Annotated in this window: 10 protein-coding genes; 3 read left to right on the forward strand and 7 right to left on the reverse strand. The window is 40.4% G+C overall.

Annotated elements, in window-relative coordinates; all coding sequences use genetic code 11:
• Positions 1–49 precede the first annotated feature (49 nt).
• Positions 50–604 carry a TIGR00645 family protein gene (locus tag ND6B_RS18640; RefSeq protein WP_028835834.1) on the reverse strand — a complete coding sequence of 185 codons (555 nt, stop codon included), beginning with the start codon at positions 602–604 and terminating at the stop codon, positions 50–52.
• Between the two features lie 243 nt (positions 605–847).
• Here ND6B_RS18640 and ND6B_RS18635 point away from each other — a divergent pair, with 243 nt between their 5' ends.
• Positions 848–1,090: a hypothetical protein gene (locus ND6B_RS18635; protein WP_016899532.1), complete on the forward strand. Its 243-nt coding sequence runs from the start codon at positions 848–850 to the stop codon at positions 1,088–1,090.
• Between the two features lie 167 nt (positions 1,091–1,257).
• Here ND6B_RS18635 and topA read toward each other — a convergent pair whose 3' ends face one another.
• Both topA and ND6B_RS18625 read right to left on the reverse strand, forming a co-directional pair.
• Entirely contained in the window at positions 1,258–3,966 is a 2,709-nt protein-coding gene (topA, locus tag ND6B_RS18630; RefSeq protein WP_033102497.1) for a type I DNA topoisomerase, read from the reverse strand.
• 253 nt (positions 3,967–4,219) lie between these two features.
• The gene (locus tag ND6B_RS18625; RefSeq protein ID WP_033102498.1) at positions 4,220–6,931 is read right to left on the reverse strand and encodes an Ig-like domain-containing protein; all 2,712 of its coding nucleotides are present in this window, start codon (positions 6,929–6,931) and stop codon (positions 4,220–4,222) included.
• A gap of 185 nt (positions 6,932–7,116) precedes the next feature.
• Between ND6B_RS18625 and ND6B_RS18620 the strand changes: the two genes are divergently transcribed.
• The gene (locus ND6B_RS18620; RefSeq protein ID WP_013464802.1) at positions 7,117–8,448 is read left to right on the forward strand and encodes a dicarboxylate/amino acid:cation symporter; all 1,332 of its coding nucleotides are present in this window, start codon (positions 7,117–7,119) and stop codon (positions 8,446–8,448) included.
• An 83-nt stretch (positions 8,449–8,531) separates the two neighbouring features.
• Here the strand turns inward: ND6B_RS18620 and sohB are convergent, their stop codons facing one another.
• Entirely contained in the window at positions 8,532–9,548 is a 1,017-nt protein-coding gene (gene sohB, locus ND6B_RS18615; RefSeq protein WP_033102499.1) for a protease SohB, read from the reverse strand.
• 100 nt (positions 9,549–9,648) lie between these two features.
• Positions 9,649–12,084 carry a VolA/Pla-1 family phospholipase gene (locus tag ND6B_RS18610; RefSeq protein WP_033102500.1) on the reverse strand — a complete coding sequence of 812 codons (2,436 nt, stop codon included), beginning with the start codon at positions 12,082–12,084 and terminating at the stop codon, positions 9,649–9,651.
• 207 nt (positions 12,085–12,291) lie between these two features.
• Between ND6B_RS18610 and ND6B_RS18605 the strand changes: the two genes are divergently transcribed.
• The gene (locus ND6B_RS18605; protein ID WP_033102501.1) at positions 12,292–13,038 is read left to right on the forward strand and encodes a YciK family oxidoreductase; all 747 of its coding nucleotides are present in this window, start codon (positions 12,292–12,294) and stop codon (positions 13,036–13,038) included.
• A 74-nt stretch (positions 13,039–13,112) separates the two neighbouring features.
• On the opposite strand, the gene rluB is transcribed toward ND6B_RS18605, so the two are convergent.
• Positions 13,113–13,982: a 23S rRNA pseudouridine(2605) synthase RluB gene (gene rluB / locus ND6B_RS18600; RefSeq protein WP_008110001.1), complete on the reverse strand. Its 870-nt coding sequence runs from the start codon at positions 13,980–13,982 to the stop codon at positions 13,113–13,115.
• Entirely contained in the window at positions 13,979–14,569 is a 591-nt protein-coding gene (gene scpB, locus ND6B_RS18595; RefSeq protein ID WP_013464798.1) for an SMC-Scp complex subunit ScpB, read from the reverse strand. Before scpB ends, rluB begins: the two co-directional genes overlap by 4 nt.
• Positions 14,570–14,711: the final 142 nt, after the last annotated feature.

A 14,711-nucleotide genomic window follows, 5' to 3' on the forward strand; every position in this document is an offset into this window, starting at 1 on the left:
TACATTATTATAAAAAACCCGAGCACTGCTCGGGTTTTTTTAGCATTTTTTAATGGCTAATTGTTTTACTATTTAAGTAATCAGTAAATGCAAACAGTACACCCGACACAACAAAGGTAACGTGTATCAGCACTTTCCAGAGTAATTCATCATTTGAATGAGATGCAGAGCTTATAAACACCTTTAGTAGCTCAACGGCTGAAATGGCGACTATTGCACTAATCAGTTTCATTTTTAAACCAGAAAACCCTACTTTTCCCATCCATACGGGACGGTCCTCATGATTTTCGATATTAAGCTTAGAGACAAAGTTTTCGTAGCCACTAAATATAATAATTAATAAAAGTCCAGCTAACAAAGCGGTATCAACCAAAGTTAATATACCCACCAACAACTCTTGATTACTGGCAGTAAACGTTGCGATCCCCATCAAATACAGCTGTTTAAAAAATTTTATTAGTAATAAAACCACAGCAAATAGTAAACCGACAAAAAATGGGGCTAATAACCAGCGTCCTTTGAATATAAACGACTCAAGAGCATGCTCTACTTTATGAACAGGTTGTATTTTTTTATTTATATTATTTGTATGTGGCTCTGACATAAGAACACCTAAAAATTAAAACGCGACATTAGCCTAAATTTAGCTGTAACACAATTAGTTAAGGTTAAACACTTTTACGCGATACGCTCATCTTGACGATAAAAATATTTCGTTTCCCTTTATTTTATATTCGATTAAAAATCAATATACCAACAGAGATGTTCTGGCTTGGTTACACTTGTTTTATGTAGGCATTGTATGAATGCATAACTCGATTGTTACTCCATTTTTAGGAATAAGAAAATGAATAAAGCATTACTCGCGTTAATCGTTGCACCATTTTTCGTTTTATCTGCTGCTAATGCAGTGGCAAACGATGCTACAGACGCTTCAGCTGAGACGATTCAAGAATTCACAGAAATGTGTGTTAGTTGGGCTAAAGAAGACGACGTAAGCAATGAAGAGCTTTATAACTATGTTTTAAAGTGTGTGAATGATGAACTAACATCTGAAGGCTATAACAAAGTCACTGCTGTTAAAATTTAATGAATAATTGTGTGAATTGAACCTAAATTGGTTACATTTTTTAATCCTGTAAAGTAAAAAATCAGATTAGAAATGCCATTGCGATAGGTTTGATTTGACAAAAAAAACCGGAACTGTCACAGGCTGTGCATTCCGGTTTTTTATTACTTAAAGCGATGAATAATTAATTATTCATCGTCTTTTTTTACTTTTGCTTTCGCTTTACTTTTAGCAGGCGCTTTTTTAGCGGCGGCTTTCTTTTTAGGCGCGGCTTTTTTCTTTGCCTCTTCTACCCATTTACCACCTTCGTAGTGTGCCGTCCAACCAGTTGCTTTGCCATCAACCTCAGTCATTACATACTGTGATTTATTCTTACGACTGTAACGCACAACAGCAAGATTACCATCAGGATCTTTAGCTGGTGCATCAGCTAAGTAGTAAAACTTAGGCGAAATACGATCTCTAAAACGCTGTAACTCTTCTACTTTGGGGGCGCGTGTTTCTCGTGATTTAGGGAACGTATTTGCTGCTAAGAAAATACCTGCAGCACCATCACGTAATACAAAATAGGCTTCAGACTTTTCACATTCTAATTCAGGAATATGAACGGGATCTTCTTTTGGTGGCGCGGCTTCGCCATTTTTTAATAACTTACGGGTATTTTTACACTCGTCATTGTTACAGCCAAAATACTTACCAAATCGACCTGATTTTAATTCCATATCAGCGCCACATTTATCACATTCAATAATAGGGCCGTCGTAACCTTTAATTTTAAACGTACCCTCTTCAACCACATGCCCATGACACGCTGGGTTATTACCACACACGTGTAGTTTACGGGTTTCATCGATAAGGTATGAATCCATCGCTGTTTCACAAATTGGACAGCGCTTCATTTGCATTAATGTTTCTGTTTCAACGTCTTCAACATCAGCTGCAACCGCTTCATCACCCGACACTAAGTTCATAGTGGTAGTACAGCGCTCTTTAGGTGGCAGGTTATAACCAGTACATCCTAAGAATACGCCCGTTGAAGCAGTACGAATACCCATTTTTCTGCCACACGTTGGGCAGTCAATGTCGGTTTCTACCATTTGATTAAGACGCATACCGCCTTCATCGGGTTCACCTTTGGCAATATTCAATTGCGTTGAAAAATCAGCGTAAAATTTATCGAGAACTTGCGTCCAAACACGCTCACCTTCGGCGATATCATCTAAACGGCCTTCCATTTTAGCGGTAAAATCGAAGTTCATTAAATCGGTAAAGTTTTCAACAAGGCGATCGGTGACAATCTCCCCCATTTTTTCAGCGAAAAAGCGACGATTTTCTACTCGTACATAACCACGGTCTTGTATCGTTGATATAATAGAGGCATACGTAGATGGACGACCAATCCCACGTTTCTCGAGCTCTTTAACTAAGCTTGCTTCACTAAAACGAGCCGGTGGCTTAGTAAAGTGCTGCTTAGGATCAAGCTCAACTAACGTGAGCACCTCGCCTTGCTTAACAGCAGGCAGCGATTGATCTTCTTCATTCTTTTTACGTACTGCCGGTTGCACTTTAGTCCAACCATCAAAACGTAAAACACGTCCTTTTGCTTTCAATGTAAAATCGTTGGCAGCGACCGTTAAGGTGGTTAAATCGTACTCAGCTGGCACCATTTGACAGGCCACAAACTGACGCCAAATAAGCTCATAAAGCTTTTTCGCATCGGCATCCACACCTTCAACATGCCCAGAAAGCACTGATACGCTAGAAGGACGAATCGCTTCGTGCGCCTCTTGTGCATTACCTTTAGAGCTATAATTAATCGGATCAGCAGGTAAATACTTGGCACCAAACTCATTGGTTACGTATTCGCGACACATTTCAACCGCATCTTTCGATAAATTAGTTGAATCGGTACGCATATAAGTAATATAACCCCCCTCGTATAAACGCTGGGCAAGCATCATGGTCTTTTTAACGCCATAACCTAATCGGGTACTTGCTGCTTGTTGCATTGTTGAAGTAATAAATGGCGCACTTGGACGGCTCTTACTTGGTTTCTCTTCAACGCTGACAACTTTATATTCGGCATTCTCAAGGCTTTTAACTGCTGCACTAGCCTGAGCTTCATTTACTGGCTTAAATGGCTTGTCTGCTTGTTTAGTGACTTCTAAACGTAGGTCAGACTCGCTATTTTTAACATCGGCATGAATGTCCCAAAATTCTTCAGGAATAAATGCTTTAATTTCACGTTCGCGTTCAACTAATAAACGCACTGCAACAGATTGAACTCGACCCGCTGATAAACCTCGGGCGACTTTAGCCCATAATAGGGGCGATACCATAAAGCCAACAACACGGTCTAAGAAGCGACGGGTCTGCTGTGCATAAACCATGTCGGTGTTTAACTCACCTGGGGTTTCGAATGCTTGTTGTATTGCATTTTTAGTGATTTCGTTAAAAACAACACGCTTATATTTTTCTGGCTCGCCACCAATAATTTCTTGAAGGTGCCAAGCAATAGCTTCCCCTTCTCTATCCAAATCCGTTGCGAGATAGATTTGATCAGCATTTTGGGCAAGCTTTTGTAATTCTTGAACAACCTTTTCTTTACCCGGCAATATTTCGTAATGTGGCTCCCATCCTTTTTCAGGATCGATGCCCATTCGCGCGACTAAGTTAGTATAGTCACGTTGCTGTTTATACGCTGCTTTCTCATCAGGTGGCATTTTACGCACCTCAGCAGGCGTTTTGCTTGCTGGTGCTTTGTTTTTGCCAGAACCTGAAGTAGGTAAATCTCGTACGTGTCCAATACTGGACTTAACGATAAAATCATTACCTAAGTATTTATTAATTGTTTTAGCCTTAGCAGGTGACTCTACAATTACTAGCGATTTGCCCATAGTTGCCTATTTCTAACCTAGTTTTTTAAATGTGTTTAGCCGACTCATGCGGCGCGAATATTTATAGGTATATCTACAAACACTAGTTCTTACAAGCTTTTAATACAAACTTTTCAGTATTTACTGAATAAACAAACAATTTCTGTTGTAAATTTAATCAAACCAGTGCTTTTTGAATAATTGATGTGGAATATATAGAATAGAAACAAAAATGCCAACCTTATTGGTTGGCATTTTCTATGCTTTATTAATTTTAAACCTTAGGCTCGTCTAAAATCGACATCACGGTATATTGAGTTTTCACCCCACCAGGGGTCACAAATTCGATGTATAAAAAGCCAGAATCAACATCATTTGGCTCAGCCTCTTTTGTAATATTTACTGAAACAGAGATAGGCACTTGTTGAGCAGTATTCACAACGGTGTAATCAGTTAACCCTCTTAACACACCATTGTCGGCAGTGACAGTAACTGTAGTACCTGCAGGCAATGGATTATTATGAATATCACTGAAGAAGATAGTCACTGAAATCGCGCTGTAAGGTGTGGAATTGCTAATATCAATAAGGTTTATGTCACACATACCCGCCATATCGGAAGCTTCTAAGCGAATACCATCACTTAAACTACAGTCATCTAAAGCCGTTACAGCTCTAATGTAAGGTGTACTTCCAGACATCACTAACTCTGAACGATCGCGTACATTTACTGTTTCACGCGTACATGCATTTGCAGCAAGCGCCTCGTCACTACATAACAAGCCATTGTAAATGCCATCGCCGGAATCAAACTGACCATTATTTAGTGCACCAGAGCGCTCCACATACCACTCATCCTCACCGCCATTAGAATTTACAGGGTTCGCAGGTGCGGGTAAATTTCCGTCAAAAATACCGTTTTCATTAAAATCTATAAATGCTTCAGGTAAATCTTGTAATGTAGAATCAAACTCGTTTTGATTAAATTCACCGTTAGCAGATACATCATTAAATGATTCTTCACCCACTGAGTATGCTAGCAAGCTTACACGACCACCTAATGGATAATCTATTAGCGCATTACTTGGCGCATCCGCAAATGATATCGGGTTACCACTACTATCAAGATAGGTAAGTAGATTGCCGTTTGTGTCTAGTTGTGACTCTCTGATACCTAATGTACAAGGTGCTGCTTGACCAAAAAAACGGTCACACTTATCAGCCACAGAGTTTTTATAAATGCTGTAATGATAAGGAATTGGGTTTTGGCTACGCCACTGCGCTTTACACACACCATCTATGGTGCGACAAAGTAATAAAGGTGTAAATTGTTGATCATCTATTGTGCCTACTGCACCACCTTCGCTGGCTATATAAATTGCCGTGTTATCAGGAACAAAATTATTAAAGTGATCGGCTGCAAATACAGTTAAGTCTGTTGTCACCCCGGCTTCATTTAATGACTCGGTATTAAATGTTTGCACTGCAAGCGTAAAACTATCCTGATCTGGCACACCAGTGGTAATGGTTATGTCATTTGACACAATAGAAATCACATTATTTTGTGATGTGTCGCCAGCCTCAACTTGATGTGATGCAATAACAGATAAAACTCCTGCGGCTCTTCCTGAGCGGACATTTACAGTCACTAAACCTTCATTATTGGTAAACTGAAATGCACTGTCTAGCAACGCGCCGCCGGGGTTTTGCGAAAGAGCAAAATCAATTTGCTTTTGACCAACAGGGTTACCATTAATATCTAAAAGTTTAAAGGTAAGCTCTGAATTTTCAGTGAGAGTCTGACCGCCAGCTCCTTTAATAGCTAACACTTGATTGGTCACACCCATAAACGCGATTGAACCCGTTTGAGCGGCAGCTACATTAATATTAATTGTTTTAGTAGCAACGTTGCCACCGGTAACCACGGTTGCTGTAATCGTATCTATACCATTACAACCATCCGCTTTATAAGTTGCGCTTGCCGTGCCGCCAATGCTAGTTACCACACTATCGATAGTGGCTCTAGGTGTAGATTCTTCTGCACATGCCGAGGTAAATTGTACTTCAAGTGGAGTGGTGAATAAGTTATTGCTGCCATCTACAATCTGAGCGGTAATAATAGTAGTAGAACCTGCAGACAACACATCACCAGTTGCAATACCCGCGCTTAAATTTACATTTACTTGAACAGCGTTAATTTCAAATAAAGCACTCGCAACGCCGCCCTGAGCAGTTAACTCAACTTGGCCAACACCTGAGCTACTGCCAGGCAATAAATTCAAAATAGCAACACCAAACGCATCCGTTTTAGCCGTTAAGCTTTCAGGTAATAAAATACCTAGCGTTGTTGTCGCTTGAACCAGTACATTACTTGCTGGCGTATTACTGCCAGGTTTTGTGATTTTTGCGTATACAATAGCTTGTTGCCCAAGTAAATTACTATTTTGAGAACAGTCAGATGGATCAAGCTCTATAGAATCTCTGTCTATATTTAACCAACTATCAGGGCAGTTTTGTAAAATTTTAATGTCAATATTTGCGGTTGAGTCATTCGATTGAGGCTCATCACCTGCCGTGTAAAAGCCAAGTTTACTTGTTGCGTCTTCGTAGCTGGCAACAATGGTTCCTGCTCCTTCAACACTACCCGCGCTAAGCTCGATAGTTGCAACACCGCTGGAATTTGTTAAAGCGCTACCTGTAGCCGGTATAAAAGAACCCAGTGTTGTGGTAAAGCTGACCTCTTGACGCACAACAGGTTGACCATCACTTCCGGTTACCGTTGCAACCACCTCTAGCGGGTTATCGGCAGTAACAATTCTATCTTCAAAATCAAGTTCAACTTGAATTGCTTGTTCGACAACGTCTCCACCGGTGCCTCCAGTATCACCGCCAACGGTTCCACTTTCTTTTTCCAGTGAGCCACCACCGCCACAGGCGATGAGTAATGTGCTGAGCCATATAATGCTGAGCAAACGAGTTAAAGGCATAGGTTTCTCCGTTGCGCTATTACTAAGTTAAACTTATTTACTTAATGTTAACCTATAACTTAGTCTAAAATCTCAGTTTTTTACTCCTTTTTTTGATAAAAATTTTTAAAAAGTTGACGTTTTTTCTGTAAAAAAAATTACATGCTGTTAGTCTATGCCAAATTTATAAAAAATAGATTGGAAATATGTCTAAAATCCGTTCAATGAGTTTAACTACTCGCATCATGATTGGTATGGTGCTTGGTGTTGCAGTAGGCTTTATATTTCAGGCTATATTAGCTGGTGAAGACGATTACCTAATTCCTCTTGGGTTATTCTCTTTGCCAATTAAAGCCTTTTTTGTTGATGGCCTTTTCCATGTAGGTGGGCAAATATTTATAGCCAGTTTGAAAATGCTGGTTGTGCCTTTAGTATTTGTATCACTGGTATGTGGTACCTGCAGTTTAAGCGATCCTAAGAAATTAGGCCGTTTAGGCGGTAAATCAATTGGTTTATACTTAGTTACAACGGCAATAGCGATTACAGTCGCGATAACCTTAGCGTTACTATTTAACCCAGGTGAAGGCATTGGGTTACCCTCTCAAGCAAGTTATGATGCCAAAGAAGCGCCTACTTTAGCTCGCGTAATTATTGATATGTTCCCTACCAACCCTTTTGAAGCAATGGCAAAGGGAAACATGTTACAAGTAATTGTGTTTGCTCTATTATTCGGTATTGCAATGGCACTTAGCGGAAAAGCAGGTAAACGTGTCGCTACTGTATTTGAAGACTTAAACACCGTTATCTTAAAACTGGTTACTTTGCTAATGAACATTGCCCCTTACGGCGTATTTTTCTTAATGGCTAAATTGTTCACTACCATTGAACTTAACTTGATTGTGAGTTTAGCTAAGTACTTTGGCGTGGTTGTATTAGCCTTATTACTACACGCATTTGTAAACTACACCCTGCTGCTAAAAATACTCACGGGTCTAAACCCGCTCACTTTCTTGGCTAAAATGAAGCACACTTGTTTATTTGCTTTTAGTACCTCAAGTTCAAGCGCGACTATGCCTATTACACTTGAAACGGCAACTAAAAAGCTTGGCGCTAATAATTCGGTCGCTTCGTTTACTATTCCGCTTGGTGCAACCATTAACATGGATGGCACCGCAATTATGCAAGGTGTGGCTACGGTATTTATCGCTCAGGTATTTAGTGTTGACTTAACTATTTCTGATTACTTAATGGTGATACTAACTGCAACGCTTGCCTCTGTTGGTACGGCGGGTGTACCTGGTGTTGGTTTAATTATGCTAGCCATGGTACTTAACCAAGTTGGCTTACCTGTTGAGGGCATCGCCATTATTATTGGTGTAGACAGATTGCTTGATATGACCCGTACAGCAGTAAACGTAACGGGTGACTGTATGGTTACGTGTGTCGTCGCTAAAAGCGAAGGTGAACTGGATGAAAGTATCTTTAACGACCCAAATGCAGCAAAAGATTTAGAGGACTACCACAAATCTATTGATTAGTATTTCTGACAATAGTCATAAAAAAAGCCTTGCTACTTCGTTAAGTAACAAGGCTTTTTTGTTGGGTTTAAGTGATTAAATTATTAAGGGTTTAACGCCTTAAACTTTGACATTAAACTTACACCCGCTTTATTCACACCATGGCTCAAACCCATTGCCAGCTTGTCACTTAATCCTTTTTTAATCTTGTATTGCACTTTATAAATTTGATAGTGCTGTTGTTGCTCTAACAACGCATCATCGCTGGTTTTAATAGTATCGACTAACCCTTTTTCAATTGCTTGGGTTGCAAACCAATGTTCACCCGTTGCCACTAAATCCATATTTAAACTTGGGCGCTGAGTGCTCACAAAAGTTTTAAACAATACATGAGTTTGCTCTATCTCTTCGCGGAACTTTTCACGGGCTTTATCGGTATTTTCACCAAATAAAGTTAACGTGCGTTTAAATTCACCCGCCGTAATTTGCTCAAACTCGACATCATTTTTCTTTAAAATTTTATTAAAATTTGGAATTTGTGCAATAACACCAATAGAGCCAACAATTGCAAACGGTGCTGCAATAATATGATCAGCCACACAAGCCATCATGTAACCACCACTGGCGGCGACTTTATCTATTGATACAGTCAACTCAATACCGGCTGACTTTAAACGTTGTAATTGTGATGCGGCTAAACCATAGCCATGTACCACGCCACCACCACTTTCAAGGCGAACTAACACTTTATCTTTTTTTGCATCCGCTATCGAAATTATCGCGGTCACTTCTTCGCGCAAGCTTTCTACTTCATGTGCGTCCATACTGCCATTAAAGTCAATAACATAGAGTCGTGATTTAGGCGCTTCTTTGTCCGCTTTTTTTTGCTCTACTTTTTGTTGTTTTTGATAGGCTTTTAACTCTTTTTTACCTAGCGTATTATTTAAAAAGCTTTCTTTTATATTGGTCAGCTGCTCTGATAGGTCATCAATTTCAATCTCACCTTTTTTCGCTTTTGGCTTAACAGCCGAGCTTACAATTAAGGTTAAAATCACAGCAATAGCAATAACAAAGGTAATGGTTTTTGCAAAAAATAAGCCGTACTCGTATAAAAATTCCAACTGTGTTCTCCGTTTATAAATTTCAGCCAATTTAGCATGCTTTAAAATAAAAAAAAGCCACTATACAGTGGCTTTTTAGACTTAATTGAGTGGTTGATTATTAATTAGTCACAATGTCAGTATCTGATACAGATAATAAACGTCCACGCGATACTAGATAAGTTGCAATTTGCAATTGCATTTCTGCATTAGCTGCTGCGCTGCCCGCTGCTGTAGACGACTGTCTTTCATCTTGCGCCGGTGTTAATACCGAGCCATGATGACCTGTGTTAAATTTAACTAAATAGCTAGCCCCCATCTCTGTTGGTGCTTGAGATGTACTCACTGTTTCTAACCCCATAAAGTTAGCTAGAGGCAGTGTACCTGCAATTGGGTTGTTAGCAGTCATCGGCGGAATAACTTGGTCTGGCTTGTTACTATCAGTGCCATCACCAACAACAACATTCATATACACAGGTGTTTCTAGTGCTTTAACGGTTGCTGCGTAGTTAGTTGGATCGCCGCTATCTAATGCTGTTTGTGCTGCAAATACAAACTGCGTCATCACGCCCTTGATGTTAGCCAGTTTATCAGCTTCTCCCGCCATCGTTAGCGATGCTGCAAATTCATTAAAGCCACAGCTTAAGAAGTCCTGCATGTCTGGTAACAAGGCGCCACAGTTTGATAACGCACCAGCATTTAAGAATGCATTAAACTCGTCAGCTTCAGCAGTTCCAGCTTGAGAAAGTACAGAGCCTTGAATAAATGGACCAAACGCGGCTGACTCTAATAAGAAGCTAGCAATACCGCCACCGCCGCTTGCCAATGCAACAGCATTAACTTTAAAGAGTGGGTCTACTTGATCAGCCAATGGGCTATTCGCTTGTGCAATAAATGCAGGCGCTACAATTGAGCCCAGTGAATGGCCAATATAAGATACATCTCTAGAATTGAGTGAACTATCACCACTGAAGTTTAAGCCTAAACGTAAACCAAGTAAGTCAGCACTTGACTGGCGTAAGCTGTCTCTAGCGACCAATAACGAGCTTAGGTTCATGTAACTAAGTACAGAGCCTGATGTTGCGTTAAAGTCATCTGTGCCATCAACATCAACATCTATTCCACGCTCGCCATGACGAGGATGGTCAATTGCAACCGTTGCAAAGCCTTGCAATGAAAGCTGCGCTGTTAGCGTTAACATGCTTTCTTTTTGTGTGGTAATACCGTGTTGCATAATAACCACTGGCCAGCCATTTTCTGGCATAGCAGCAAAAGGCTCTAAACCTAAGCCTGTTCGGTACGCATTAACAACCGGTAAAATCGGTTTGGTAATTTGTACTGGCACAGTCGCCATACTTTGCATTTTAGGAAGTGAGTTATATTTAGTTAAGTGTTTAGTGCTATCAAGCCCTAAGTCACGAAGCTGTCCATCACTCAAAGCAGCACACATCGCATCGTTAGTGCTAATGGGATCAGTTGGGAACGCTTCACCTGCTTGCGCTTTGTAACCTAAAATAGCAACGGCACTGTCACACATACCTTGCCAGTAAGTATCATTTAAATCACTGATCTCTTTACCCGTAGGTGTACCTAAATACATAGGTAGCTGGATGCTGCCTTTTTGATACTGTGCTACTTGGAATACGTCAGGCACCGTTACACCTTGTATTGCAAACGCTTGTTGTACATTAGCCATAGGCTGTGTTGGAATTTGCAACGCAGGCGTTGGAATTGTTGGCTCTGTTAAGCTTGCTGCTAAAATCTTTTTGATTGTGCCAAGCACAGGACCTGCTGATTGCATCGTCATCGCGGCTGAAAAAATAATATCGTCTTTGGTGATATCACCCGAGCTCACCACTACGTTTTCGTAGCTATTAACAGCCCCTTGCAGCGCAAGCTGTGATGGTGTTACTAACGGTGCTTCTTGTTTAACAGTCGCATACGTTGATGATGGCTCAATTGAGCGACCTTCTGAATCTTTAAGCCCAGTCGTTAGTACATTAATGTACGAGCTACCAGCCTTAAATGGCTTAAGTGGAATAATTGCAACCGCGTCTCCAGAGCCTTGTGTAACAAAATCAACACCAAAGGTTAATTCGCCCACTAATTTACATGCAGCACCGGCTGGTGCTTGTGAGCATTCGGCATCTGTTAGGCTTGCACCCATGATCACTTCAAAAATACGTACTGAGCCTGGTGAAGCTGCAGACGTTTCATCTAGGCTAATGCCCGGTGGAAACGTTAAATCTATTTTAAAAGGAACTTGCGTAGACCAGCCATCAAGTGCCCCTAGTGCAAGTTGCGGATCCGCATACGCAGCGCGAGGGATAGAAACATTTTCGTCATTTAGCTCACCAGGAATGTTTAATGTGCCATCGCGCGTACCGCTCATCAATAAATCATTAGGAACCGAAATTACACCATTTGCAGGGTCAAATTTTACCGTAGCTTTTGGAATAACTGTAACTGAATCGTTTTTAACATCTTCTAACGTTTCTCCGCCGCCACAGCCTGCTAATGCAGCTGCAACTGAGAGCGAGAGTAGCATTTTTTTCATAGTGTTCTCCGCACAAATCTTATTTTTATAGTGTGTTTATAGTCAGTGTAATTAAGTTAAAATAATGTAGCTAGTATATTAATGAGACATTAGACCAGTTAAACTTAACGTAAACTTTCTAGTTTCGCCACCTAAATTTGTAATAAATTCGATTACTTGTCGATTTGCTATGTTAAAATCAAAAAAAATTTAAACATTGGTACTTTTATGCATACCTATCAAGCAACTGAAAACGCACTTAAAGACAAAGTAATTTTGATAACAGGCGCAGGTGATGGTATAGGCCGTGTTGCAGCAATTACTTATGCTAAACATGGTGCAACCGTTATTTTATTAGGAAAAACAACTAATAAGCTAGAATGTGTGTATGACGAAATCGTCAATGCAGGCTACCCACAGCCAGCGATTGTGCCTATGGACTTAAAAGGTGCAACTAAACAAAACTACCGCGACCTTGCTGCAACTATCGAGAGCCAATTTGGCCGCCTTGATGGACTATTAAATAACGCTGGTATTTTAGGTACTTTAGGGCCGTTGGAGCACTTTTGTTCATCAACATTCGAAAATGTAATGAAAGTAAACGTAATAGCACAAGCGATGATCACCAAAGCGTTGTTCCCTGTAATGCGTAAGTCAAAAAGTGCTTCAGTGGTATTTACCTCATCGGGTGTAGGTCGTAAAGGAAGAGAATTTTGGGGACCTTACGCTATTTCTAAGTTTGCGGTAGAGGGTATGATGCAAACATGGGCGTGTGAAGTTGAAAAAACGCCAATCCGTGTTAACTGCATCAATCCAGGCGCAACACGTACATCAATGCGTGCAAGTGCATTCCCAGGTGAAGATCGTGATTTACTAGCAACACCTGAAGATTTAATGCCAACTTACCTGTATTTAATGAGTGATGACTCAAAAGATATCAATGGCCAATCGTTAGACGCACAAGCTAAAAAGTAATATTTAGTTTTAAACGTAAAAAAGCCGCTATAAAAAGCCGCTATAAAAAGCGGCTTTGTTGTTTTATGCTTTAATTACTTACGTTTAGTCGGTTTTACACGTTGATTGTGCTTTTTAACCGCCTTGCGAATTTGGTTTATTTTAGCGCGCTTGTCTTTACGCTTTTCAGGAATAACCGACAGCTTAGTTTGTGTTTCTTTGCCAAGCTTTACTGTTTTACGTAAATAGTTAACCGTATCTAAATCATACTCAATCCAGCCACCTTGCGGTACACGCTTATCAAGCTCTAATTTACCGTAACGAATACGAATAAGACGTGATACTTCCACATCTTGTGATTGCCATAAACGACGCACTTCACGGTTACGACCTTCGTTAAGCGTTACATTATACCAACGATTAATACCTTCACCGCCCATAGGCTTGATACCAGTGAACTTTGCGGGGCCATCTTCAAGTTCTACGCCACGCAGTAAGTTTTTCATTGTTTCGTCAGTGACTTCACCAAATACACGTGCTGAATATTCGCGTTCAACTTCATAGCTTGGGTGCATTAAGCGGTTTGCCAATTCACCGTCATTGGTAAAAAGCATTAGGCCTGAGGTATTAACGTCTAATCGGCCTACGGCTATCCAGCGATCGCCATCAATACGAGGTAAGCGGTCAAAAACGGTTCTACGGCCTTCAGGGTCTTTACGCGTACTTAACTCACCCTCTGGTTTGTTATACATAATTACACGACAAATTCTGTCTGCTTTTTCTTCTATTTTAACGGTATGGCCGTCAACACGAATTAAATCGGTTTCTTCAACCCTGTCGCCTAACTTAGCTACTTTACCGTTTACACTCACACGATTTGCATCAATGTATTTTTCCATTTCACGGCGTGAGCCTACGCCTGCACGGGCTAGGACTTTTTGTAACTTTTCACCTTGTATACTCATTCGGATGGTTCTCTCACAGAAGGATCACTTAATAACTGGGTAATTTTACTTTGCTGTTGCTCTGGCAATGCGGGTAAATCATGAAGTCCCGTTATCGAAAAATAATCTAAAAATTGTTTAGTCGTTGCATAAAGTGCCGGTTTACCGGGTACTTCTTTATGCCCAACTACTTTAATCCACTCTCTTTCAAGCAGAGTTTTAATAATATTTGAGCCAGTTGCTACACCCCGCACTTGCTCAATTTCACCACGGGTAATGGGTTGCTTGTATGCAATTAACGACAGGGTTTCGAGTAAAGCTCTCGAGTATTTAGGGGCACGTTCTTGCCATAAATTACTCAACCATGGGCTTAAACTACTGCACGCTTGAAAACGATAGCCACTGCCTACCTCAACTAAACGTATTCCACGCGTCTGATAGTGAACTTGAATGGCCTCTACAGCATCATTAATGCGCGCCATAGAAATTGCTAAGTCGTTTAAAACCGTGTCCTTAAGATGACGTTTTGATACGGGCTTGCCTGCCACAAAAATCGCCGCTTCAATGATTTCAATTAATTGTTCATCACTAATTCGCCGACCAACCATAATCACTCTAAAGTTAATAAAAACACACAGCCATCTATTATGACAGAACAACGGCAAACTAGGAAAACATATTAATAAAATAACATTTATAGGTATAAAAAAGCCAGTGAAGAACACTGGCTTGGTATCAAGTGTATTTAAT

Source organism: Pseudoalteromonas sp. ND6B (genome assembly GCF_000764215.1).
In the GTDB taxonomy this organism is placed as follows: Bacteria; Pseudomonadota; Gammaproteobacteria; order Enterobacterales; family Alteromonadaceae; genus Pseudoalteromonas; species Pseudoalteromonas tetraodonis.